Here is a 23321-nt window from a genome sequence, read left to right as displayed (position 1 = left end):
ATCCGCCGCCTCAGCAAGGAGACAGCGTGGCAGAGCAGCTTAACGTCCAGCTCGTGGCCGTCGAGGAGAAGGTCTGGTCCGGCAAGGCCGAGATGGTGATGGCCCGGACGACCGAGGGTGAGCTGGGTGTGCTGCCGGGGCACGCGCCCCTGCTCGGCCAGCTCGCCGAGCCCGGCCGGGTACGCATCAAGCTCCCCGGGGGCGAGCAGGTCGCCTACGAGGTGGCCGGCGGCTTCCTTTCGGTGAGCGAGAGTGGCGTCACCGTACTTGCCGAGAGCGCCAGCCCGGTCTCCGCCGCTTCGGACAGCTGAGTCGACTCCGCCGATGGAGATCGTCGAAGGGGTCGGAATCGGCTTCGCCGTGATCCTCGGCGCGATTCTGTTCCTCTTCATCCGGCGGGCTCTGGTCACCCGTAGCGGGGGCATCATCCGGTTGAGCGTCCGGACCACCACCATGCTCGACGGTCGCGGATGGTCGCCCGGTTTCGGCCGCTTCGCCGGCGATGAACTCCGCTGGTACCGCATGGTCAGTTTCGCGGTACGCCCCAAGCGGGTGCTTTCCCGCGAAGGGCTGACGGTGGAGCGACGGCGACTGCCCGAGGGGCAGGAACGAATGTCCATGCCGGCCGACTGGATCATCCTCCGGTGTACCAGTCGACACGCCCCGGTCGAGATCGCGATGGCACGATCTACCGTCACCGGGTTTCTCTCCTGGCTCGAGGCCGCCCCTCCGGGGGCGGTCTCGCCGCGTATGGCCTCGCAGGACTGGCCCGCCGCCTGACGCGGTCGGCTGTTTGTGGGCGTGGCCCGCGTGGTCGACGCCGTTCGCCGCCCATGGCAGTGTCCCGCCCGACCCGCGCCATATCGCCCATCCGGCGTTGATCAGCCCAGGTCGATCAGCAGCGCCACCGGCACATCCCCAGCCGTGGGTGGTATCGGCTCCGATGTCCGGTCCGGCCGGTCGGCTGGCGGCGTCGCGGTGGAATGGCTGGCGGGTCGGCGTCGTTGTACACCCCTGAACGGCCGAGGAGGACCACCCGCCGAGGTGGGTGCTGGACCCCCGGGAATGGTGGCGGGTCGCCGGTCGTTACATCTGGTCCCGGCATCGGGTAGCGGCTGACAGCCCCCGTGCCGGAGATTTTCCCCCGTCTTTGGGCGCCTGACGGTGCTTGCACGCGTCCGCTTCCCCCTAGCGGTGTGTGTGCCAACCCCCGAATGGAGCTTTCATCATGAACACGATCTTCCGTAAGAGCGTGCTGGGTATTGCTGGTGTGGCGTTTGCTGGTGGCATGGTCGCTGGTCCGGTGGCCGCGTACGCCGACACCGCTCCGGTCGCGGGTGCGACCTCGGTGGTGCAGGCTGACAAGCCGGACATGGGCAAGCTGATCCCGCACGGTGTGCAGGGCAGTCAGTCGACGATCGACCTGTCTGATGAGCAGACCGCGAATGTGAAGGCGATCATCGCGGCGACGAAGAAGGCCGGTATGGACGAGCGTGCCGCGGTGGTGGCGATCGGCACCGCCCTGCAGGAGTCGAAGCTGGAGAACCTGGGTCACCTGGGTGACCGCAACGACCACGACTCGCAGGGCCTGTTCCAGCAGCGTCCGACCTCTGGTTGGGGCACGGTGGAGCAGATCACCGACCCGGAGTACTCGACCCTGGCGTTCCTGAAGGGTCTGAAGCAGGTCGACGGCTGGCAGGACATGCCGCTGACCGTGGCCGCGCAGACCGTGCAGGTGTCGGCGTACCCGGATCACTACGCCCAGTGGGAGCAGCTGGCCGCCGACCTCGTCGCGCAGCACTGGAACAGCTGACCCCGCAACAACTGACCCACATCTCGATCAGACTTTCCTCGACAGAGGGGGAGCAGAAAGCCGCTGGCCGGCACCCGTACCCCGGGTGCCGGCCAGCGGCGTCTCTCGACCCGTCACCTGCGGATGGCGGATGCCCACGACGGGCTGGGGGCGACCGTGCCCGGCGCAGGGATCAAGCCTGACCGCCCGGAGCCGGGCACGGTCGCCCCCAGCCCCAAAACCGCAACCCAAGTGCAAACCCGAGGATCAGGAAGCCACCAACTCGACCTCGTACCCCTGCCCGTCCACCAGGTACGCCGCATACGTGTCGGGCCCGCCGGCATGGGGGTGACGGTCGGGGAAGAGCAACTCCCACCCGTACCCGGAAGCCTGTGCGACCAGCCGGTCCACGGCGGCGGGTGGGCCGCAGTGAAAGGCCAGGTGGTTGAGCCCTGGGGCGAGCCGATCGTGGCGGCGGCCGGAGAGCGCGGGCGACTCCTCCAGCACGAGGTACGTCGGGCCGAGTCGCCAGGAGCGGCCCGCCGGCCATTCCTGGAACGGCGTCCAGCCCAACTGGTCGAGGAGCCACCCCCAACCGCGCATCGCGGCGCTCAGGTCGGGTACCCACACCTCCACGTGGTGCAGTGCTCCGACCGTCACCGGCCTCCGCCCGGCACCCATAGCACGTCTCCGGCCGGATTTGCCGTTCTTGCCAGGATGAAGAGCAGGTCCGACAGCCGGTTGAGATACTTTGCCGGGAGGTGGCCAGTCCGGTCGGGGTCATGTGCGACGAGGGCCCACGCCGACCGCTCGGCGCGCCGGGCGATCGTCCGCGCCGCGTGCAGCAGCGCCGCGCCCGCGGTGCCGCCGGGGAGGATGAAGGAGTCGAGCTTGCTCAGGCGCGCGTTGTACTCGTCGCACCAGCCCTCGAGGCGCTCGACGTACTCCTCGGTGACCCGCAGCGGCGGGTACTTCGGGTCCGGTTCGACCGGGGTGGACAGGTCTGCCCCCACGTCGAACAGGTCGTTCTGGATCAGCCCCAGCACCGTCCGCAGTCCGTCGTCGAGCTGGCCCAGGGCGAGCGCCACGCCGATGGCGGCGTTGCACTCGTCGACGTCGGCGTACGCGGCGATCCGCGGATCGTTCTTCGGCACCTGCTCGTTGTTGCTCAGCCTGGTCATGCCGGCATCGCCGGCCTTGGTGTAGATGCGCGTGAGGTGGACGGCCATGACGCACAGCCTACGGATACCGGACCTGACGATCCCGGCACGCCCGGACGCCGGCACGGGATGGAGCTCGGGGGTCGGCCCGGGCGACGCGGGTGACCCCGCGGTCGCCGACGTCGACGTCATCCGGGTACGCGGTGGCGCCCGGCTCGCCGGCACCGTGCACGTGGTCGGTGCGAAGAACTCGGCGCTGAAGCTGATGGCCGCCGCGCTGCTCGCTCCCGGCCGCACCGTGATCACCAACGTTCCGCGGATCACCGACATCGCGATCATGGGCGAGGTGCTGCGCCGCCTCGGCTGCGGCGTACGGTTCGACGCCGACGATCCGGTGGACCCGATGGTGGCGGTCGGCGGGGTGGCCCGATCCCGTTCGGTCACCATCGACGTACCGGAGCAGCCGGGCGTGGAGGCCGACTACGACCTGGTCCGCCGGCTGCGCGCGTCGATCTGTGTGCTCGGCCCGCTGCTGGCCCGGCGCGGCTACGTGCGGGTCGCCCATCCGGGCGGCGATGCGATCGGCTCCCGTGGCCTGGACATGCACGTCTCCGGGCTGACCAGGATGGGTGCCGACATCTGCGGCGAGCACGGCTTCGTGATCGCCTCGGCCCCCGACGGCCTGCGCGGCGCGGAGATCGTGCTGGACTTTCCGAGCGTCGGAGCGACCGAGAATCTGATCATGGCGGCGGTGCTGGCCGACGGCACCACTGTGATCGACAACGCCGCCCGTGAGCCGGAGATCGTCGACATCTGCACGATGCTCCAGCGGATGGGCGCGTTGATCGATGGCGAGGGCACGTCCACCGTCACCATCGTCGGCGTACCCCGGCTACGGCCGGTCCGGCACGCCACGGTGGGGGACCGGATCGTCGCCGGGACCTGGGCCTTCGGCGCGGCGATGACCCGTGGCGACGTGACCGTGACCGGCCTCGACCCGGCGTTCCTGGAGGTCGCGCTCGACAAGGTGGTCGCGGCCGGCGGGTTGGTGGAGACCAGGGCGGACGCCTTCCGGGTACGGATGGACGACCGGCCCCGGGCGGTGGACGTGGTGACGCTGCCCTACCCGGGGTTCGCCACCGACCTGCTGCCGATGGCGATCGGGCTCGCGGCGCTCAGCGAGGGTGCCTCCCTGATCACCGAGAACATCTTCGACGGCCGGTTCATGTTCGCCAACGAGATGATGCGGCTGGGCGCGGACATCAAGACCGACGGGCACCACGCGGTGGTACGCGGCCGGGAGCGGTTGTCCGGCGCACCGGTGCGCGCCACCGACATCCGGGCCGGCGCCGGGCTGATCATCGCCGGGCTCTGTGCCGACGGGACGACCGAGGTGTCCCACGTGCACCACGTCGACCGGGGCTACCCGGACTTCGTGGCGGACCTGCGGGCGCTCGGCATCGAGGTCGAGCGGGCCACCGCACCGGAGGAGCCCGAGCTGACCATCTGAGCCGCCTTAGGCTTCGTTCAGGCTCGCCGACTAGGGTGCTGTCAGACACTCCAATCGCAGCGAGGGAGAGGCAGATGGCGGGTCGACTCGCGGTCGTCGGTGCCGGGCTGATGGGCTCGGGTATCGCTCAGGTGGCGGCGCAGGCAGGCTGGCAGGTGGTGCTGCGGGATCTGGACGACGCGGCGACGCGGCGCGGCCTTACCGGCATCCGGAAGTCGCTGGAGCGGTTCGCCGAGAAGGGGAAGATCTCCGCGGACGACGTCGAGGCGGCGCTCGGGCGGATCACCCCGACGACCGACCTGGAGGCGGCGGCCGACGCGGACATCGTCGTCGAGGCGGTCTTCGAGAAGCTGGAGATCAAGCACGAGGTATTCCGGGCGCTGGACAAGATCTGCAAGACGGACGCGGTGCTGGCCACCAACACCTCGGCCATCCCGGTGACCCAGATCGCGGCGGTCACCGAGCGTCCCGAGTCGGTCGTCGGCACCCACTTCTTCTCGCCGGTGCCGATGATGAAGCTCTGCGAGCTGGTCCGCGGGTACAAGACCAGCGACGCCGCCCTGGACGCGGCGAAGTCGTTCGCCGAGGAGATCGGCAAGACGGTCGTGGTGGTCAACCGCGACATCGCCGGCTTCGTCACCACCCGGCTGATCTGCGCCCTGGCCATGGAGGCGGTCAAGCTGGTCGAGGCGGGTGTCATCTCGGCCGAGGACCTGGACACCGCCTGCAAGCTCGGCTTCGGGCACGCGATGGGTCCGCTGGCCACCGTCGACCTGACCGGCGTCGACGTGTTGCTCAACGCGACGCGCAACATCTACACCGACACCGCCGACGAGAAGTTCTTCCCACCGGAGCTGCTCCAGCGGATGGCCACCGCCGGCGACCTGGGCCGCAAGACCGGCCAGGGCTTCTACTCGTACTGACGCGGCTTCGGGGAGGGCCCGGCCGGGCCCTCCCCGTGGCTCAGCCGTCGCGGCGGGTGGTCCAGCGGAAGGTGGTCAGGCAGAGCACCAGGCCGATCACGCACCAGACGCCGAGCACCAGGGCGACGCGGGTCAGCTCGAACGAGCCGCCGGGTTCGTCCGCGCCGAAGCTCTCCGGCAGGAAGACCGCCCGCAGCCCCTGGCACATCCATTTGAGCGGGAAGATGGCCGCCACCTGCTGCATCCAGCTCGGCAGGTTGGTGAAGACGAAGAAGACGCCGGAGATGAACTGGAGCACCAGCGCGATCGGGGTGACCACCGCCGAGCCGCTGCGCGCGGTACGGGCCAGCGACGAGATCGCGATGCCGCAGAGGGTGCAGGCGGTGATCCCGAGGGCGCAGACCCAGCCGAAGGTCAACCAGGAGGTGGCGTCCGTCGGCAGGTTCAGGTCGAACAGGGTGACCGAGACGGCGAGCAGCAGCGCGGTCATCGCGACGCCGATCACCAGCACCATGAGCACCTTGCCGGCGAACCAGACCCATTTCGGCATCGGGGTGCCCAGGTAGCGCTTGAGCACGCCCCGGTCCCGCTCGATCGGGATCCAGATGCCGAGGTTCTGGAAGCTGACCGTCATCAGGCCGGTCGCGATCATGCCGGTGATGAAGTACTGGGTGTAGCTCACGCCGGGCGCGATCTCCTCGTCGAAGATCGACGCGAAGATCAGCACCATGATGAGCGGGAAGCCCAGCGTGAACACGACGGACTCGCGGCTGCGCAGGAACTGCCGGATCTCCAGTCGACCCTGACGCAGGGCGAGACGGGTCGGACCGAGCCGACGGGCTGGTGCGGTGGCGGCGACCGGGGCCGCCGGCCTCGTCGTGGTGCTCATCGTTGTCCGATCATCCGCAGGTAGATGTCCTCCAGGGTGGGCCGGGTGACGGTCAGGCCCGGCACCTCGCCACCGAAGCGCGCGGCCAGCTCCGCCACCAGCGCCGTCGGCGTCGCGCTCTCCGCGCTCTCCACCCGGCCGTCCGGCGTACGCCAGGAGACGGTTGCCTGTGCCTCCTGCCGGTTGCCGAGGCGGTCCGGGGTGGCGACCTCGACCAGCCGGCCGCCGGCGATCACGCCCACCCGGTCGGCGAGCGCCTCGGCCTCGTCCAGGTAGTGCGTGGTGAGCACGATGGTGGTGCCGGCGGCGGAGAGGTCCCGGATCAGCTCCCAGAACTCGTGCCGCGCCTCCGGGTCGAAGCCGGTGGTCGGCTCGTCGAGAAAGAGCAGCTCGGGACGGCCGACGATGCCCAGTGCCACGTCGAGGCGGCGCTTCTGCCCACCGGAGAGGGTGTGCGTACGGGCCCGGGCCTTGGCGGTCAGCCCGACCCGCTCGATCACCTTGTCCGGGTCCTCGGCGTCCGGGTAGAAGCCGGCGAAGTGGCGCACCACCTCGGCGACGGTCAGCTCGTCGAACTCCCCGGTGCCCTGGAGCACGATGCCCACCCGGGCACGCCAGCTCCTCGGGTGGCCCGGGGCGCGTGGGGGTTGGGTCGAGCCCCGCAGCCGCGACCCGAGGGCCAACTCGGGGTCGAGGTCGAGCACCCGAACCTCACCGGCGTCCCGGTTGCGGTAGCCCTCCAGGATCTCCACGGTGGTGGTCTTGCCGGCGCCGTTCGGCCCGAGCAGGGCGAACACCTCGCCACGGCGGACATCCAGGTCCAGCCCGGCCACCGCGACGGTGTCGCCGTACGCCTTGCGCAACCCCCGGACGTGGATCGCGACCTCGTCACTCATGCCGTCAAGTGTGCGGCCCCCGGTCGGCAGCCGTACGCACCGGGGGTGGTGGTCGCCACCATCGAGGGCGTTCCGTACCCGGGCGTCACCTCCATCGGGTTGTGTGGTTTCGCACAGCCCGATCTACTGAACGGTAACTTAAACTCCGGCCATGGACGAGAAGCCACTCCAGGGCCGGCTGCCGGAGCGCGACCGCCCCTGGGTGATGCGGACGTACGCGGGGCACTCGTCGGCCGCCGCGACCAATGCGCTCTTCCGCCGCAACCTGGCGAAGGGGCAGACCGGCCTCTCGGTCGCCTTCGACCTGCCCACCCAGACCGGCTACGACCCAGACCACGAGCTGGCCACCGGCGAGGTCGGCCGGGTCGGCGTCCCGGTGTCGCACGTGGGCGACGTGCGGACCCTCTTCGACGGCATACCGCTGGCCGAGATGAACACCTCGATGACGATCAACGCACCGGCCATGTGGCTGCTCGGCCTCTACGGCGCGGTCGCCACCGAGCAGGGCGCCGAACTCGCCCGGTGCGCGGGCACCACGCAGAACGACATCATCAAGGAGTACCTCTCCCGGGGGACGTACATCTTCCCGCCGGCCGCCTCCCTGCGGCTGACCGCCGACGTGATCGCGTACACGCTGGCCGAGATGCCCCGGTGGAACCCGGTCAACATCTGCTCGTACCACCTCCAGGAGGCCGGCGCCACGCCGGTGCAGGAGGTCGGCTTCGCGCTGGCCACCGCGGTCGCGGTGCTCGACGAGGTCCGGGACGCCGGCCAGGTGCCGGCGCAGCGGATGGGCGACGTGGTGCAGCGGATCTCGTTCTTCGTCAACGCCGGTGTGCGCTTCGTCGAGGAGATCGCCAAGATGCGCGCCTTCGGTGCGCTCTGGGACGAGATCACCCGCGAGCGGTACGGCGTGCAGGATCCACGGCAGCGCCGCTTCCGGTACGGCGTGCAGGTCAACTCCCTCGGCCTGACCGAGGCCCAGCCGGAGAACAACGTGCAGCGCATCGTGCTGGAGATGCTCGGCGTCACCTTCTCCCGGGACGCGCGGGCCCGGGCGGTGCAGCTGCCCGCCTGGAACGAGGCGCTCGGCCTGCCCCGCCCGTGGGACCAGCAGTGGTCACTTCGCATGCAGCAGGTGCTCGCGTACGAGTCGGACCTGCTGGAGTACCCGGACATCTTCGCCGGCTCGCACGTGATGACCGCGCTGGTCGACGAGATCGTCGCCGGTGCGCGGGTCGAGTTGGCGAAGGTGCTGGAGCTCGGCGGCGTGGTCGCCGCGGTGGAGACCGGCTACCTCAAGAGCGCCCTGGTCGCCTCGCTGGCGCAGCGGCGACGCCGGATGGAGGCCGGTAGCGACGTGGTCATCGGCGTCAACCGGTTCACCGAGACCGAGCCGTCGCCGCTGACCGTCGCCGGTGCCGAGGCGGTCGAACAGGTCGACCCGGCGGTCGAGGCAGCCGCATCGGACGCCGTACGCCGGTGGCGGGCCGACCGGGATCCGACCGCCGTGGACGCGGCACTGGCCCGGCTCCGGGCGGACGCCGCGACCACGACGAACCTGATGGCCGCCACCCAGGAGTGCGTCCGTGCCGGGGTGACCACCGGCGAGTGGGCGGGTGCCCTGCGCCAGGTCTTCGGCGAGTACCGGGCGCCGACCGGACTGGCCGGCGGTGCCGCCGCCGGCGGGGACGAGGGCCTGGCCGAGGTCCGTGCCCGGGTCACCGCCACCGCGGCCGAGCTGGGCAGTGGACGGCTCCGACTGCTGGTCGGCAAGCCCGGCCTGGACGGTCACTCCAACGGCGCCGAACAGATCGCGGTACGCGCCCGGGACGCCGGCTTCGAGGTGGTCTACCAGGGCATCCGGCTCACCGCCGCGCAGATCGTGGCCGCCGCCGTGGAGGAGGACGTGGACCTGGTCGGGCTCTCCGTGCTCTCCGGCTCGCACCTGGCGGCGGTGCCCGCGGTGCTGGACGGCCTGCGGGCCGCCGGCCGGCCGGACCTGCCGGTGGTGGTCGGCGGCATCATCCCGGCCGAGGACGCCGCCGTGCTGCGCACGGCGGGCGTGGCGCGGGTGTTCACGCCGAAGGACTTCGCGCTCACCGGCATCATCGACGAGTTGGTCACCGTCATCCGCGAGTCCAACGACCTGATGTAAGGAAGGGCCCCCTATTAACGCCTCAGGTATAGCAGGGGGCCCCTGTTAACACCCGAGCCGATCGACGTCGCGGCGGGCGGCGGGCGGCGGGCGGCGGGCGGCGGACCGTGGGCGGCGGGCGGCGGGCGGCGGACGGGTGTCAGCGCTGGGTGTACGTCATGCAGTCGGCCATGTCGGCGTCCGGGCCGACCCGGATCGACGGCGCCTGGCACTCCAACTGCTCGTTGTGCCGGCAGTCGGCGCGCTGACACGCCCCCACCTGGGCGATCTGCCCGTCGACGCCGGCGCGGACGGCGGGCATCTCGATGAAGGTGTGGCAGTGGGCGTGGTCCAGGCTGCCGATGGTGATGGCGAAGGCGTGGCAGTCGCCGGTGTGGTTGTACGCGCAGGCGGCGACCACGCATTCCTGAACGCGGGGCATCTCCATTGCTGCGGTCATGACCCAACCTCCTACGCTGATTGCCCCAATTTTAGGCTTCTGGGCAGGTGGCGGGGACGGTTCGGTCAAGCAGGTACACGGGCGTCAGACGCGGAAGCCCGCCTCGCGCGCGGCCTGTCGCTCCCGGCGTCGATCCGCCCGGCGGCGTAGCAGCCAGGGCAGGAAGAGCGCGAACCCGACCAGGAACACCAGCATCAGCACCGGCAGGATGATCGCCACGAGCGACATGACCACGCTGGTGGCGTCCTCGGCGGTGCTCGCCACCGGTGCGCCGATGCCGGCGGTGGCGGCGTTGATGACCGGCCGGGCGGTCGACTTGAGCAGATGTACGCCCAGTGCGATGAGCACCCCGACCAGCACCGGCAGCCACTGCCCGCCACTGGCGAAGAAGCTGTCCGGGTCGTTCACCGTCACGGTCTCCGAGGCCGAGCCGGCGCCGAAGGCGAGGCCGCCGGCGGTCGGCCGGACCACCGTCTGCACCAGGTCGTTGACGTGGTCCACCACCGGCACCTTGTCCGCGACGAACTCGACGGCGAGCAGTACCGCGAGGATGCCCAGCACCCATTCGTTGCCGAGCCACTGCCAGCCGCCGGGCAGGTCGATGACGCTGGTGTAGCGGGCCAGCGCACCCGTGATGAGCAGCGGGATGTAGGCGTTCAACCCCGCCGAGGCGGCGAGGCCGGTACCGGTGAGCACTTCGAGCACCATCCCAGCATCGCACCGGCACGCCAGTGGCGCTCGGTGGCGCTGCCCGGTGACTCCGCTACCCTGCTCGGGTGCGGTTGGTCATTGCGAAATGCTCGGTGGACTACGTCGGACGGCTCTCGGCCCACCTGCCGCCGGCGACCCGGCTGTTGATGGTGAAGGCGGACGGGTCGGTCTCCATCCACGCCGACGACCGGGCCTACAAGCCCCTGAACTGGATGAGTCCGCCGTGCCGGCTGGAGGAGGCACCCGGCGTCTGGCGGGTGGTCAACAAGGCCGGCGAGGAGTTGCGGATCACCCTGGAGGAGATCTTCCAGGACACCTCGTACGACCTGGGGGTCGACCCGGGGCTGCGCAAGGACGGCGTCGAGGCGCACCTGCAGGAGTTGCTGGCGGCCAACCCGGAGACGTTGGGCGACGGGTACACCCTGATCCGCCGCGAGTACATGACCGCCATCGGCCCGGTCGACCTGCTCTGCCGGGACGCCAACCAGGGCACGGTCGCCGTCGAGGTGAAGCGTCGTGGCGAGATCGACGGCGTGGAGCAGCTCACCCGCTATCTCGAACTGCTCAACCGGGATCCGCTGCTCGCCCCGGTCGCCGGTGTCTTCGCCGCCCAGGAGATCAAGCCGCAGGCCCGGGTGCTCGCCACGGACCGGGGAATCCGCTGCGTGGCGGTGGACTACAACCGGCTGCGCGGCATCGAGCGAGACGAGCTGACCCTCTTCTAGCTCCTGCCGTACAGCATCTTGATCGTCTTGACCAGGCGGGCGACGTCGGCCGGGGTGCGTTCGAACGTGGTCGAGGGCAGCAGCGAACGGGCCCGGCGCCGGGTGACCGACTTGGCCCGGGCGAACTCGCGTAGCCCGTCCTCGCCGTGGATGCGGCCGAAGCCCGACTCGCCGACCCCGCCGAACGGCAGGGTGGACATGCCGGCGAAGGTGAGGGTCGAGTTGACCGAGGCCATGCCGGAGCGTAGCCGCCGGGCGATCGCGACCGCGCGCCGCTGACCGAAGACCGAACCACCCAGCCCGTACGGCAGGGCGTTGGCCCGGGTCAGGGCCTCGTCGGCGTCGCGGACCCGGTTGATGGTCAGGGTGGGTCCGAAGGTCTCCTCGCGTACCGCGACAGACTCCTCCGGCACCTCCACCAGCACGGTCGGGTGGGCGTACGGGGGCCGCACCGCGTCCGGCCCGCCGAGGGCGGCCCGGCCGCCGCGTGCCAGCGCGTCCTCGATGTGCCGCCGGATGACGTCGAGCTGACTGGGCATGGTGATCGGGCCGATGTCGGCGTCGTCGGGGCCGACGGTGAGGCGGCCGGCGCGCTCGACGACCTTGTCGACGAAGGCGTCGAAGATCGGCTCCACGGCGTACGCCCGCTCGATGCCGATGCAGGTCTGCCCGGCGTTGGTCATCGCGCCCCAGACGCACGCCTCGGCGGCGGCGTCCAGGTCGGCGTCAGTGTCCACGATCATGGCGTCCTTGCCGCCGGCCTCCAGCAGCACCGGCGTGAGCGACTCGGCGCAGGCCGCCATCACCCGCTTCGCGGTGGCCGTCGATCCGGTGAAGGCGACCTTGTCGACGCCGGCTCGGCAGAGCGCCGCGCCGACCTCGCCGAGGCCGTGCACGGCGGTGAAGACGGGCTGTTCGGGTACCACCTCGGCGAAGCTGTCGACCAGCCACTGGCCGACGACCGGGGTGTACTCGCTGGGCTTGAAGACCACCGCGTTGCCGGCCGCCAGCGCGTACGCGACGGAGCCGATGGGGGTGAAGACGGGATAGTTCCAGGGCCCGATGACGCCGACCACCCCGTGTGGCTGGTACTCCAGGTGGGCCGAGAACTCCGCCAGGATGAGCCGGGAGCGGACCCGACGGGGGCCCAGCACCCGCCGGGCGTTGCGGGCCGCCCAGTCGACGTGTTCCACGGCGGTCACGATCTCGACGAGGGCGTCGGCGACCGGCTTGCCGCTCTCCGCGTGGATCAGCGCCGCCAACTGCTCCATCCGCTGCGCCAGCAGGCCGCGCCAACGCAGCAGCCGCTCCCGCCGCCCGGTGAAGCCGAGCGCCGCCCACCACTGACCGGCTGCTCGGGCCCGCTCGACGGCGCGCTCGATGTCCACCGTGGTGGCGATCGGGACGCGACCCGCTTCGTCGCCCGTCGCCGGGCTGGTCGAGATCAGGTGGTCGTCCTCGATCACCGGGGTGCCAGGGAGCCGCACAGCCGTCATGGCGGAAGTCTAGACCCGAGAATTACTCACTGGTAGGGGTGCTGAACCGGGGCGAACCCGATCCACCGTCGGGCGGTTTCCGGATGTGGCCTCCGCAAGGTTCGCTCAGAAGGTGCCCGCCCGGTCACCAAGAGACGGCCGGCTGGCGGTGGAGACGGCCGCCCGGTGATGACAGGCTGACCCGGGGGTGGCCGCGCGGGGTGGAGGTAGGACTGCCCATGGATGAACATCCGCAACTGATGCCGCTGCTGACGGTGGCTGCTGGGCCGATGCGAGGGCTGAGTTTCCGGCTGCTTGCGCGGCCACAGGTGATCGGCCGCGACCCGTCGGTCGACGTCGTCGTGCACGACCCGCACCTGAGCCGCCGGCACGCCGAGATCTGGCTGGCCGGTGAAGGCGTGTCCCTGGTCGACCTCGCCTCCACGAACGGCACCTGGGTGAACGATCTCCGGATCACCGGCGTGGCCCGGCTCAGCGACGGCGACGTGATCCGGATCGGCCGTACCGAGCTGAGGTTCTTCGATCCGGGGTTGGCCCGGACCGACCCGGTGGGCCTCAGCTTCGGACTGCCGCGCCAGGAGCGGCGGCCGACCATGCCACTGCGCGTCGCGGTCGCGACGCCGGTGGTACCCGGGCAGCCCGGCGTGCCGGACCCGTCAGCCGTGGGCGCTGCCCGCCGCTGACGGTGCCGCCGCCGCTGACGGTGTCGGCCGCCATCGTCGGGCGCGGTATGTGGGGGTCGGCCACCTGGACCGGCCGGATCGATCGTGGCACCATGCCGCGGATGAGGGCCGAGCAGCACGTCGTGACCGCGAACGGAATCAAGCAGGCCGTCCGGGTCGCCGGACCCGCTGACGGAGTGCCGGTGCTGCTGGTGCACGGCAACTGCTCGTCGGCCGCCTTCTGGGAGCCGCTGGTGCGGCGGCTGCCGGCGACGCTGCGGGTGGTCGCGCCGGACCTGCGCGGCTACGGCGGTACGCAGACCGCGCCGGTGGACGGCAGCCGGGGGCTGACCGATTTCGCCGACGACGTGGCCGCCCTGCTCGACGAGCCGTCCCTGTTCGCCGAAGGTGCCCGGCCCGTGGTGGTCGGCCACTCGCTCGGCGGGGGAGTGGCGATGCGGCTGCTGGTGGACCACCCCGACCGGCTGGCCGGGCTGCTGCTCGCGGCGCCGGTGTCGCCGTACGGCTTCGGTGGCACCCGCGACCTGGCCGGCGGCCCGACCACGCCGGACTTCGCCGGGACCGGCGCCGGTACGGCGAGCAGCGACTTCGTCGCGCGGCTGGCGGCCGGTGACCGCAGCGCCGAGGCACGGACCAGCCCCCGCAGCGTCCTGCGCTCCGCGTACGTGGCGGACCCGGCCTGCCTCGGCGACGACGAGGAGTTGCTGCTGGACAGCGTCCTCTCCACCGCGACCGGCCCGGACAACTACCCCGGAGACGCGGTGGAGTCGCCGAACTGGCCGGGTACCGCGCCGGGCCGGCGAGGCGTGCTCAACGCACTCGCCCACTTCCGGATCGCCGAGCAGCTGATCGCCGTACCCGCGAAACCGCCGGTGCTCTGGATCCGTGGCGACCACGACGTGATCGTCTCCGACACGTCCCTGTTCGACCTGGCCCAGCTCGGCGCGCTGGGCGTGGTGCCCGGCTGGCCCGGGCCGGACGAGTGCCCGCCGCAGCCGATGGTCGGGCAGACCCGCGCGGTGCTCGACCGGTACACCGCCGCCGGTGGCAGCTACCGGGAGGTCACGCTGGCCGGCTGCGGGCACAGCCCGCACCTGGAGCGGCCGGCGGAGTTCGTCGCGGAACTGCTCGCCCTCGCCGGCGTCGATGCGGCGTGACGGCCGCGGGTATGACCGGTGAGTTATCCCACGGCGTCTCGACAACGGTGCGTCACATGGCAGACTCGCGCGCATAACCTTAGCGGCCGTTCATGTCCGGCCGTGCGGAAGCGGACAGGGGAGGCCGGGTCGTGGCGCGCGAGTTCACCAGCGTGGGTGTGGTGGGTCTGGGCACCATGGGTGCCGGCATCGTCGAGGTGTTCGCCCGCAACGGTGTCGACGTGGTCGCCGTGGAGATCTCCGACGCCGCCCTGGAACGTGGTCGGGCCAACCTGACCGGCTCGACCGACCGGGCGGTCGCCAAGGGCAAGCTCGCCGAGGCCGACCGGGACGCCCTGCTGGCCCGCGTCGACTTCCAGGTCGGGCTGGACGCGCTGCACTCGGTGGACCTGGTGATCGAGGCGGTACCCGAGCACCTCGACCTCAAGCAGCGGATCTTCGCCGAACTGGACCGGGTCTGCAAGGCCGAGGCCATCCTCGCCACCAACACCTCGTCGCTGAGCGTCACCGAGATCTCCGTGGCCACCGCCCGCCCCAACCAGGTCATCGGCATCCACTTCTTCAACCCCGCGCCGGTGATGAAGCTGGTCGAGGTCGTCCGTACGGTGGTCACCTCCGCCGACGTGGTGGCGGACGTGGAGGCCCTCTGCAAGCGGCTCGGCAAGGTCGACGTGACGATCAGCGACCGGGCCGGTTTCATCGCCAATGCGCTGCTCTTCGGATACCTCAACCACGCGGTCGACATGTTCGAGTCCCGGTACGCCACCCGGGAGGACATCGACGCCGCGATGAAGCTGGGCTGTGGGCTGCCGATGGGCCCGCTCGCGCTGATGGACCTGATCGGCCTGGACACCGCGTACGAGATCCTGGACACCATGTACCGGCGCGGTGGCCGGGACCGCCGCCACGCCCCGGTGCCGCTGCTCAAGCAGATGGTGACGGCGGGTCTGCTCGGGCGGAAATCCGGCCGGGGCTTCTACACCTACGAGCGGCCGGGCTCGCCGAAGGTCGTACCGGACGAGCAGACCCCGGCCCCGGCGGGGCCCGCACCGGCCCCCGCGACCGCGACCAAGATCGGCGTCGTGGGCTCCGGAACGATGGCCGTCGGGATCATCGAGGTCTTCGCCACGGCCGGCTACGAGGTCGTCTCGGTGACCCGGGGAGCCGAGAAGTCCGCGGCAGTGTTCGAGACCGTCAAGACCTCGCTCAACAAGGGCGTGGTCCGGGGCAGGCTCAGCGAGACCGACCGGGACGCCGCGCTCGGCCGGATCAACTGGTCGGCGACGCTGGAGCACCTGGCCGACGTCGACCTGGTGGTCGAGGCGGTGGTCGAGGAGTTGAGCGTCAAGAAGGCGCTCTTCGCCAGCCTGGACGAGATCTGCAAGCCCGGCGTGGTACTGGCCACCACCACCTCCTCGCTGCCGGTGATCGAGGTGGCGATGGCCACCCAGCGCCCGGCCGACGTGGTGGGGCTGCACTTCTTCAATCCCGCACCGGTCATGGCGCTGGTGGAGATCGTGCAGACGATCCGCACCTCGGCGGAGACCATCGCCACCGCCCGCGCGGTCTGTGCCACCCTCGGCAAGACCGGGGTGGTCTGCGGTGACCGGTCCGGTTTCATCGTCAACGCGCTGCTGTTCCCGTACCTAAACGACGCGGTACGCATGCTGGAGGCCAGCTACTCCACGGCCGACGACATCGACCACGCGATGAAGCTCGGCTGCGGCTACCCGATGGGCCCGTTCGAGCTGCTCGACGTCGTCGGCCTGGACGTGTCGCTGGCCATCCAGCGGGAGCTGTACCTGGAACTGCGCGAACCGGGCTTCGCCCCGGCGCCGCTGCTGGAGCACCTGGTCACCGCCGGCTACCTGGGCCGCAAGGCCGGCCGTGGCTTCCGCGACCACACCCGCCGCTGAGCTGTGGTCGTTGGTGCGCCCGTAGGCTGACGACGTGAGTCCTCGTCGTAACCGTCCCCGTCGTGACGACGCCGACCGGCTGGACGCCGAGCGAGCGCGGCACGGTGTCGCCTCCGTCCAGCAGTGGCGTGACGGCGACTGGCAGGTACGCGGGATCAGTGGCGGGGCGTCCGCCAAGATGTACCGGTGTCCCGGCTGCGACCAGGAGATCCGGCCCGGCGTGGCGCACGTCGTGGCCTGGCCGGCGGACGGCCGGGGTGACCTCACCGACCGGCGGCACTGGCACAGCGGCTGCTGGCAGGCCCGCGAACGGCGGTTGCCGGCGATCCAGCGCGGGCGTGGTGCACACCGCCACGGCTGAGGCCGCTCGGCGGCACAGTTTGTTAATAGGGGGCCCCTGCTCTACCGCAGGCGTTAATAGGGGGCCCTTCCTTACATCTAAACGGGGCGCGGGAGAATGGGCGGGTGAGTACACCGATCCGTGCGTCCTCGATCCTGCCCGGGCACCGGGAGGAGATCGAGCTGCACACCGCCGACGGCCTGCGGCTGGTCGGCGAACTGGCCCGCCCGGTGGACCGGGAGCCGGCGGGCACCCTGGTCTGCCTGCATCCGCTGCCCACCCACGGCGGGATGATGGACAGCCACGTGCTCCGCAAGGCGGCCTGGCGACTGCCCGCGCTCGCCGACCTGGCGGTGCTCCGCTTCAACACCCGGGGCACCAGCAGCGTGCGCGGCACCAGCGAGGGCAGCTTCGACTCGGCGGTCGGTGAGCGCTACGACGTGGCCGCCGCCATCGAGTACGCCGAGTTCCACGAACTGCCGAACGTCTGGCTGCTCGGCTGGTCGTTCGGCACCGACCTGGTGCTGCGCTACGGCTGCGACCCGTCGGTGACCGGTGCGATCCTGCTCTCCCCGCCGCTGCGCTACTCCGGCGCCGCCGACCTGGCCCAGTGGGCCGAGTCCGGCAGGCCGGTGACCGCGCTGGTGCCGGAGTTCGACGACTACCTGCGCCCGGAGCAGGCCCGGGAGCGCTTCGCGGTGGTGCCGCAGGCCGAGGTGGTCGGGGTGCCCGGGGCGAAGCATCTGTGGGTCGGTGACGCCGAGACCGTGCTGGACGAGGTGGTCCGGCGGGTCAACCCGGCGGTGCCGGTGCCGTTGTCGACCACCTGGGACGGCCCGATGGAGACCGGCGACGCCAGCGCGTACGCCGACCGAACCGTCGCCGCGTTCGCCGACACTCCGGTGTCGGGTCCACCGCAGCGCCGCGCCGAGTGAGCCCGCGCCGCCCTGCCGCCGGCGTGGGCGGCTGGGTCGGTGTGGTGGTGTGCGGGCGCTGTCGAGCTGACGGCGTGGACGGGCCGGCCCCGAGCGGGTGCGGCGGATCAGCTCTGCTTGAGTCGGGTGACGAAGGTGCGCCAGGTCTGCGGGGTGAACGTGAGCACCGGGCCCGGCCGGTCCTTGCTGTCGCGGACCGCGACCACGCCGGGCAGGTTGTCGGCCACCTCGACGCAGTCGGTGTTCCCGCTGCGGGTGGCGGTGCGCCAGATCGCGCCGGTCAGGGCCATGACTTCACCACTTCCTTGAGGAGTTCGACGGACTGCTGGCGGGACAGGGCCTCGTTGCGCACCGTCTCCCAGCGCGCCGACAGCGTAGCCAGATCCGCCTCGCCATCGGTCGGCGAGGCGGTCAACTGGTTCTCCATGATCGCCACCCAGCCCCCGTCCGCGCCCCGGGCCAGCGAGAACGGCCCGGACAGGCCGATGTGCAGGCCGACGCTGAGCGGGATGACGTGGATGCTGACGTTCGGCCGCTCGGCGCAGGCGATCAGGTGCTCGACCTGGTGCACCATGAGCGCCCGGAAACGCTCGTCCCGGCGGTGCAGCACCGCCTCGTCGACGACCGCGATGAGCTGCGGCGGGTCGGGCTGGGCGAGGATCGCCTGCCGGTCCAGCCGGGCCGCGACCCGCCGCTCCACCTCCTCGTCGCTGAGCAGGTCGTCGCAGCGGATCACCGCGCGGGCGTAGCCCTCGGTCTGGAGCAGCGCCGGGATCAGCGTGGGCTGGAAGACCCGGAGCTGCCGGGCCAGGCGTTCGGCGTCCAGCCAGGGCAGGAACCAGGACGGCTGGCCCTCCCGCTCGGCGATCCGCAGCAGCGACACCAGCAGCCCGCCGGAGGCCAGCACCTCGTCGGCGCGGGCGAGCAACGGCCGATCGTACGGCCGGGTGCCGGTCTCGACGGCGGAGACCATCGACGCCGAGTAGTGCACCAGCTTGCCGAACTCCTCCTGGTTGAGACCAGCGGCGCTGCGCAGCCGGCGCAGCTGCGCCCGGATCAGGTCCGCCGTCGACTCTTCCACAACGCCTCCACAGTCACCGGTCGAGAATCACTCGGCATTCGCAGGCGGCGCGGCGGCTGCGCAGAGACGCCACGACCAGCCTCGATGCCTTCCGAGCGTAGTCCCGCCATGAGCAGACTGTCACGCATGCGGATCCGCTCCACGCCATGCAGGGCTGGGGCGGGTTCTGCCTCCGGGGCCGCCCCGCCCTTCCCCCGTGCCGGGGCGGCCCCTCCCCACCCGAGGCTTTCTGTGGAGGTCGACGTGCGTGTGAAGCGGCTACCCACCCCGGGACACGGCCCGCACCCGCAGCGTCCCGATCCGCCCGGCGCCCGGGCCCCGCACACGCCGCTGCGGCCGATCTGGTGCTGCCGGGCCTGTGGGCAGCCGTGGCCGTGCGCGCCGGCCCGGCTGTTGCTACGGGCGGAGTACGCGCGCAACCTGACCGGTCTGTCGGTCTACCTCGCCGGCCTGATGTGCGAGGCCATGCGCGACCTCTACCGGCTCAACCCGCACGACGGCCCGGAGCCGAAGGTGATCTTCGGCCGGTTCCTCGGGTGGAGCACGCCGCGCCGTCGCGCCGACCGCAGCCAGCTGCCGTGATCGTCGGCAGCCCGGCTGCACGTGTCGCCCGCACCAGGTCGGGTGCCGGTCAGTCGGAGGTGACCTTGCTCGGTTTGGCGCTGCGCTCGTCGGTGGTCGGCTTGGTCGGGCGCTTGCCGTTCTCGCCGGTGCTGGTGATCTTCGTCGGGGTGGCGCCCCGGCCGCCCTCGCCCGGTACCGCCGCCACCGTCGGTTCGCCGTCGACCCCGGCGCTCGCCGTGCCACCGTCGATACTGGTCGGTGCCGTGGCGGGTTTGGTCGCCGAGGCGTCCTCGACCGTGGTGACCGGCTCCGCCGCCGGCTTCGTCGCCGGACCGGCCTCGTCGCCGGCGGGGCGTCCACCGTTCGCCGAGGCCCCGGCGGGGACGTTGTCACCGGCCGGGCGTACGCCGTTGGCCGTGCTGGCGGTGGGGACGGCGAGGGCGTTGTCTCCGGCGGGGCGCCCGCCGTTGACCGATTCGGCACCGGCTGCGGTCGGCGCGACCGGGCCGGCGGGTGCGGCCGAGCCGGCCGGTGCCGGCGAGGTCGGGCCGTCGGGCACCGAGGTCCCCTGTAGCCGCAGGTCGAGCAGCTTGCGCTGCAACTCGTCGGACTCCTGCCGGGACTTCCAGGTCTCCTGGCGCAGGTCGGCGAGCTGCTGCTGGGCCTTGGCGATCTCCAGCATCACCTGGGCGAGCTGCTGGCGGCCGGACGCCGCCTCCTGCTGGGTCGCGGCCAGGTGCTGCTGCGTGGTGGCCAGGTGTTGCTGCGTGGTGGCCGCGTACTCCTCGAACTGGCGGCGGGACGCCGCGACGTGCTCGTCCGCCTCACGGCGCACCGCGGTGACGTGGTCGTCGGCCTCGCGGCGGGTGGTGGTGGCGTACTCGTCGGTCTCGCGGCGGGTGGTGGCGGCGTACTCGTCGACTTCGCGCCGCTTCTCGGCCACCTCGGTCTCGGCCTGCCGCAGCAGCTCGCCGGCCTGCTCCTGCGCCTGCTCCCGCAGGGTGGCCGCGTCCTGCTCGGCGGCCTGGCGGATCTGGTCGGCGCCCTGCTCGATCTCGTTACGCCGCGTGGTGTACGCCGACTCCAGCTCCGCACGGCGGGTCTCGAACCCGGACTCCAGCTCGGCGGTGCGACTGCGGATCCGCTCGTCCAGCTCGGCGCTGCGCGTCTTGTACTGCTTCTCCAACTGGTCACGACGGGTGGTGAACTCGCGGTCGGCGGTCGCCTTGCGCTCGGCCAGCTCCCGGTCAGCGGCCTCGCGCCGGCCGTTGACCTCCTTCTCCACCCCGGCCCGCCAGGCGCCCAGCTCCTGCTGCGCCTGTGCCCGGGCGTGCTGCACGTAGGCCTCGGTCTCACCGCGCATCCGCTGGGCGTACGCCTCGGTCTCGGCGCGGGTGCGACGGGCCGCCTCGGTCGCCTGGGTGGTCAGCCGCTCGGCCTCCTGGCGGGCCTTGTTGCGGGCGGCCCGACCGGCCTCGGAGGCGTCGTCGATGATCTGCTTGGCTTCCTGGCTGGCCTTGGCGTGGGTGGCCCGCCCGGCCTCGGTGGCCTGGTCGACCAGGCGCTTGGCCTGCTGCTGGGCGTTGGCGTGCACCTCCTTGGCGGCGTCGCGCAGCTGCGTCGCCTCCTGCTGGGCGTTGGCGTGTGCCTCGCGGGCCGACTCGCGCAGCCGGGTCGCCTCCTGCTGGGCCCGGGTGTGGATCTCCTTGGCGGCGTCGCGCAGCTGGGTGGCTTCCTGCTCGGCCTTGGCCAGCGCCTCCTGGGCGGTCTTGCGCAGCCGGGCGGCCTCCTCTTCGGCCGCTCGGCTGGCGGCCTCCGCCTGCGCCCGGCGGGTCGCGGCGTGCCGCTCCTCCTCGGCACGGCGGGCGGCCAGGGCGATCTCGAAGTCCTTGAGTGCCCTGGCGGCCTCGACCCGGGCCTCTTCGATGATGTGCTCGGCGGTGGCCCGGCGGGCCTCGATCTCCTCGTGCGCGGCGGTGAGGATGTCCTCGGCCTGCTCCTCGGCCAGCGTGAGGATCTGCTCCACCCGTGGACCGAGGTGCCGGAACGCGGCCCGGTCGACGGCGCCGACCTGCTTGCGTACCTGGGCGAGGTCGCGCTGCAGCACCTCGACCTGGCCGGCCAGCTTGTGGATCTGTGTGTACGCCTGTTCACGCTCGGCCGCGAGCGCGGCGATCTCGTGCTCCGCACGAGCGACGTAGCGGTCGACCTGTCGTTTCTCGTACCCCCGTAGGGCGGACTCGAAGCTGGGCTCCGTGGTCACGTCCCCGCCGAGCGCGAAGAGTTCCTCGCCGTGCGACATGCTCCCATCCTCACACGCATCGGGCCCTCCTGGGGCGATACGGACGCCCCTGTTGGGACCTACTTCGCGCATCGGGAGGGCCGGTACCGGTAGGTTCCTGGACGCAGGGCGGCGCGGGGTGTCACCGGTCACCCGATGCCACCCCGCGCCGTGGTCATGCCCCGGTGGATTCGCCTCAGCCGGCGGTCTCTGCGGCCACCTTGTCGTCGGCGTCGTCCGCCTTCTTGGCGGCCGGCTTGTCCGTGCCGGCCGCGTTCGCGGCGGGCACGCCCGGGACGATGCCGGCCAGACCGGAGAGCATCTGCCCGAGCTGCGAGGTGACGGCGTCCTTCTGCCGGGTGAGGTCCTCGACCTCGCGGCGAGCCGCCTGAGTGGTCAGCTCCGCCTCGGTGCGCGCCTCGTTGAGCAGACGCTGCGACTCGGCGCGCGCCTCGTTCAGCGTCCGGTCCGCAAGCGCCTTGGCCTTCTCGACCGTCTCGGTGGCGTTGCGCTCCGACTCGACCCGACGGGCCTCGGCGCGCTGCTCGATCTCCTTGGCCCGCTCCTGGGCGGCCCGGGCCCGCTGCTCGGCCTCGCTGACCAGCTTCTGGGTCTGCGCGACCTGGGCGGCGTGCCGCTCCGACTCCTCGCGCTCGGCCTTCTCCCGACGCTCGGCGAGCTGGAGGTCCAGTGCCTGGAGGTCCTTGTCGCGCTTGTCGCGGGCGTCGGTGAGCAGCTTGGTCGCCTCGGCGCGCTTGTCCTCGGCCTCGCGGGCGGCCTTGGCCCGCTGCTGGGTGATCTCCCGCTCGGCGGTGGCGCGCAGGGTGGCCACCTCCCGCTCCACGGTCGACTTCAGCTCGGCGACCTCGTGGGCGGTCACCGTGCGCTGCTGCTTGGTCTCCCGCTCGGCGTCGGCGCGCAGCGTGTCGGCCTCACGACGGGCCTGGACGCGGACCTCGGCGGCTTCCCGCTCGGCGGTCGTGCGGACGTTGCCCGCCTCCCGCTCCGCGTTGGCCTTCATCGCGGCCGCCTCGGCGCGCGCCTTGTCGGTGATCTCCCGAGCCTCGAGACGGGCGGCGGAGAGGATCCCCTCCGACTCGCGCTTGGCCTCGTTGCGGTGGTCGTTCGCCTGCTCTTCGGCGAGCCGGAGGATCTGCTCCACCCGGGTGCCGAGGCCGGACAGGGTGGGTCGGCTGTTCTCTTCCAGCTGCTTGCTGGTGTCGGTGAGCTTCTGCTCAAGGGCCGTGAGCCGCTGCTCGGACTGCCGGAGCCGGCGCTGCGCGTCGTTGAGCGCCTGCTCGGCGTCGGCGCGGTCCTTGTTGGCCTGGCTCAGCGCGCCGTTCAGCCGGCCGATGAAGTCGTCGACCTGACCGGTGTTGTATCCGCGCAGGCCAACGGTGAAATCTGGCTGCGAGTTCGCGTTATCGAAGAACGCGAGAGGGGAGGACTGCTGCTGGGGCATTGGGACATACTGGCAGACCCCCCGGGGTGCTTCGCAAGAGCGTGCCTCCCTTTGCCGTCCTTAATACATGGTCAACTCCGTGGAGCGACGGACCACCGGGCCGATGGGCGATCTTGCCAGCTCCGGGGCGAGCCGGGTGGCACGGAGCGTGACGTGGAAAAGGGCCGCGGGGGGTAGCCCACGGCCCTTTGTTTCCACCTCGC

The 23321-nt window shown here is 71.6% G+C and carries 24 protein-coding genes; 13 read left to right on the top strand and 11 right to left on the bottom strand.

Going from position 1 to position 23321, the window contains the following annotated elements:
• Positions 1-26: 26 nt before the first annotated feature.
• From BMY89_RS08900 to BMY89_RS08890, 3 genes are all read left to right on the top strand, one after another.
• A complete protein-coding gene (locus tag BMY89_RS08900) occupies positions 27-311 on the top strand; it encodes a F0F1 ATP synthase subunit epsilon (protein WP_092377879.1) in 285 nt (94 codons plus the stop codon).
• A 13-nt stretch (positions 312-324) separates the two neighbouring features.
• On the top strand, positions 325-780 hold the full coding sequence (locus BMY89_RS08895; protein ID WP_092377876.1) for a DUF2550 domain-containing protein: 456 nt from the start codon (positions 325-327) through the stop codon (positions 778-780).
• A 448-nt stretch (positions 781-1228) separates the two neighbouring features.
• Positions 1229-1813 (top strand): hypothetical protein, encoded by a 585-nt coding sequence (locus tag BMY89_RS08890; protein ID WP_092377873.1) that lies wholly within the window; start codon positions 1229-1231, stop codon positions 1811-1813.
• 246 nt (positions 1814-2059) lie between these two features.
• On the opposite strand, the gene BMY89_RS08885 is transcribed toward BMY89_RS08890, so the two are convergent.
• A complete protein-coding gene (locus tag BMY89_RS08885) occupies positions 2060-2473 on the bottom strand; it encodes a VOC family protein (RefSeq protein ID WP_092377870.1) in 414 nt (137 codons plus the stop codon).
• A complete protein-coding gene (locus BMY89_RS08880; RefSeq protein WP_092377868.1) occupies positions 2449-3021 on the bottom strand; it encodes a cob(I)yrinic acid a,c-diamide adenosyltransferase in 573 nt (190 codons plus the stop codon). The genes BMY89_RS08885 and BMY89_RS08880 overlap by 25 nt, the downstream gene beginning before the upstream one ends.
• Here BMY89_RS08880 and murA point away from each other — a divergent pair.
• A complete protein-coding gene (murA, locus tag BMY89_RS08875) occupies positions 3020-4462 on the top strand; it encodes a UDP-N-acetylglucosamine 1-carboxyvinyltransferase (RefSeq protein ID WP_092377865.1) in 1443 nt (480 codons plus the stop codon). The genes BMY89_RS08880 and murA overlap by 2 nt on opposite strands.
• Before the next feature lie 74 nt (positions 4463-4536).
• Positions 4537-5385, top strand: a complete 849-nt coding sequence (locus BMY89_RS08870; RefSeq protein ID WP_092377862.1) for a 3-hydroxyacyl-CoA dehydrogenase family protein — start codon at positions 4537-4539, stop codon at positions 5383-5385.
• A gap of 40 nt (positions 5386-5425) precedes the next feature.
• Here the strand turns inward: BMY89_RS08870 and BMY89_RS08865 are convergent, their stop codons facing one another.
• The gene (locus tag BMY89_RS08865) at positions 5426-6274 is read right to left on the bottom strand and encodes an ABC transporter permease (protein ID WP_092377859.1); all 849 of its coding nucleotides are present in this window, start codon (positions 6272-6274) and stop codon (positions 5426-5428) included.
• Positions 6271-7170 (bottom strand): ABC transporter ATP-binding protein, encoded by a 900-nt coding sequence (locus BMY89_RS08860; protein ID WP_092377856.1) that lies wholly within the window; start codon positions 7168-7170, stop codon positions 6271-6273. Before BMY89_RS08860 ends, BMY89_RS08865 begins: the two co-directional genes overlap by 4 nt.
• Before the next feature lie 151 nt (positions 7171-7321).
• On the opposite strand from BMY89_RS08860, the gene BMY89_RS08855 reads away from it, so the two are divergent.
• Positions 7322-9328, top strand: a complete 2007-nt coding sequence (locus tag BMY89_RS08855; RefSeq protein ID WP_092377853.1) for a protein meaA — start codon at positions 7322-7324, stop codon at positions 9326-9328.
• Between the two features lie 139 nt (positions 9329-9467).
• Here the strand turns inward: BMY89_RS08855 and BMY89_RS08850 are convergent, their stop codons facing one another.
• Positions 9468-9767 carry a DUF1540 domain-containing protein gene (locus tag BMY89_RS08850; RefSeq protein WP_092377850.1) on the bottom strand — a complete coding sequence of 100 codons (300 nt, stop codon included), beginning with the start codon at positions 9765-9767 and terminating at the stop codon, positions 9468-9470.
• A gap of 84 nt (positions 9768-9851) precedes the next feature.
• Complete coding sequence (locus tag BMY89_RS08845) at positions 9852-10472, bottom strand: DUF4126 domain-containing protein (protein WP_092379156.1); 621 nt, start codon at positions 10470-10472, stop codon at positions 9852-9854.
• A gap of 71 nt (positions 10473-10543) precedes the next feature.
• Between BMY89_RS08845 and nucS the strand changes: the two genes are divergently transcribed.
• Positions 10544-11203 carry an endonuclease NucS gene (nucS, locus tag BMY89_RS08840; protein WP_092377847.1) on the top strand — a complete coding sequence of 220 codons (660 nt, stop codon included), beginning with the start codon at positions 10544-10546 and terminating at the stop codon, positions 11201-11203.
• On the opposite strand, the gene BMY89_RS08835 is transcribed toward nucS, so the two are convergent.
• Positions 11200-12699, bottom strand: coding sequence for an aldehyde dehydrogenase family protein (locus tag BMY89_RS08835; RefSeq protein ID WP_092377844.1), 1500 nt, complete (start codon positions 12697-12699; stop codon positions 11200-11202). The genes nucS and BMY89_RS08835 overlap by 4 nt on opposite strands.
• Positions 12700-12917: 218 nt before the next feature.
• Between BMY89_RS08835 and BMY89_RS08830 the strand changes: the two genes are divergently transcribed.
• The 5 genes from BMY89_RS08830 to BMY89_RS08810 all read left to right on the top strand — a co-directional run bounded on the left by BMY89_RS08830 (position 12918) and on the right by BMY89_RS08810 (position 17730).
• Positions 12918-13382, top strand: a complete 465-nt coding sequence (locus tag BMY89_RS08830) for an FHA domain-containing protein (protein WP_092377841.1) — start codon at positions 12918-12920, stop codon at positions 13380-13382.
• A gap of 92 nt (positions 13383-13474) precedes the next feature.
• Entirely contained in the window at positions 13475-14539 is a 1065-nt protein-coding gene (locus tag BMY89_RS08825; protein ID WP_372433339.1) for an alpha/beta fold hydrolase, read from the top strand.
• Positions 14540-14670: 131 nt separating this feature from the next.
• Positions 14671-16455 (top strand): 3-hydroxyacyl-CoA dehydrogenase family protein, encoded by a 1785-nt coding sequence (locus tag BMY89_RS08820; RefSeq protein WP_092377839.1) that lies wholly within the window; start codon positions 14671-14673, stop codon positions 16453-16455.
• A 34-nt stretch (positions 16456-16489) separates the two neighbouring features.
• Positions 16490-16816 (top strand): hypothetical protein, encoded by a 327-nt coding sequence (locus tag BMY89_RS08815; protein ID WP_092377836.1) that lies wholly within the window; start codon positions 16490-16492, stop codon positions 16814-16816.
• 104 nt (positions 16817-16920) lie between these two features.
• On the top strand, positions 16921-17730 hold the full coding sequence (locus BMY89_RS08810; RefSeq protein WP_092377832.1) for an alpha/beta hydrolase: 810 nt from the start codon (positions 16921-16923) through the stop codon (positions 17728-17730).
• 107 nt (positions 17731-17837) lie between these two features.
• Here BMY89_RS08810 and BMY89_RS08805 read toward each other — a convergent pair whose 3' ends face one another.
• On the bottom strand, positions 17838-18020 hold the full coding sequence (locus tag BMY89_RS08805) for a DUF397 domain-containing protein (protein WP_092377828.1): 183 nt from the start codon (positions 18018-18020) through the stop codon (positions 17838-17840).
• Positions 18011-18811 carry a helix-turn-helix domain-containing protein gene (locus BMY89_RS08800; protein ID WP_092377825.1) on the bottom strand — a complete coding sequence of 267 codons (801 nt, stop codon included), beginning with the start codon at positions 18809-18811 and terminating at the stop codon, positions 18011-18013. The genes BMY89_RS08805 and BMY89_RS08800 overlap by 10 nt, the downstream gene beginning before the upstream one ends.
• Before the next feature lie 243 nt (positions 18812-19054).
• Between BMY89_RS08800 and BMY89_RS08795 the strand changes: the two genes are divergently transcribed.
• Complete coding sequence (locus BMY89_RS08795) at positions 19055-19393, top strand: hypothetical protein (RefSeq protein WP_092379150.1); 339 nt, start codon at positions 19055-19057, stop codon at positions 19391-19393.
• Between the two features lie 49 nt (positions 19394-19442).
• Here BMY89_RS08795 and BMY89_RS08790 read toward each other — a convergent pair whose 3' ends face one another.
• Together BMY89_RS08790 and BMY89_RS08785 are read right to left on the bottom strand one after the other, a co-directional pair.
• Entirely contained in the window at positions 19443-21677 is a 2235-nt protein-coding gene (locus BMY89_RS08790) for a coiled-coil domain-containing protein (protein ID WP_092377822.1), read from the bottom strand.
• A gap of 175 nt (positions 21678-21852) precedes the next feature.
• Complete coding sequence (locus BMY89_RS08785) at positions 21853-23118, bottom strand: cell division protein DivIVA (protein WP_092377819.1); 1266 nt, start codon at positions 23116-23118, stop codon at positions 21853-21855.
• Positions 23119-23321: the final 203 nt, after the last annotated feature.

Source organism: Micromonospora phaseoli (assembly GCF_900109115.1).
Lineage (GTDB): Bacteria > Actinomycetota > Actinomycetes > Mycobacteriales > Micromonosporaceae > Micromonospora > Micromonospora phaseoli.
This window is presented reverse-complemented; position numbering and strand designations above follow the sequence as displayed.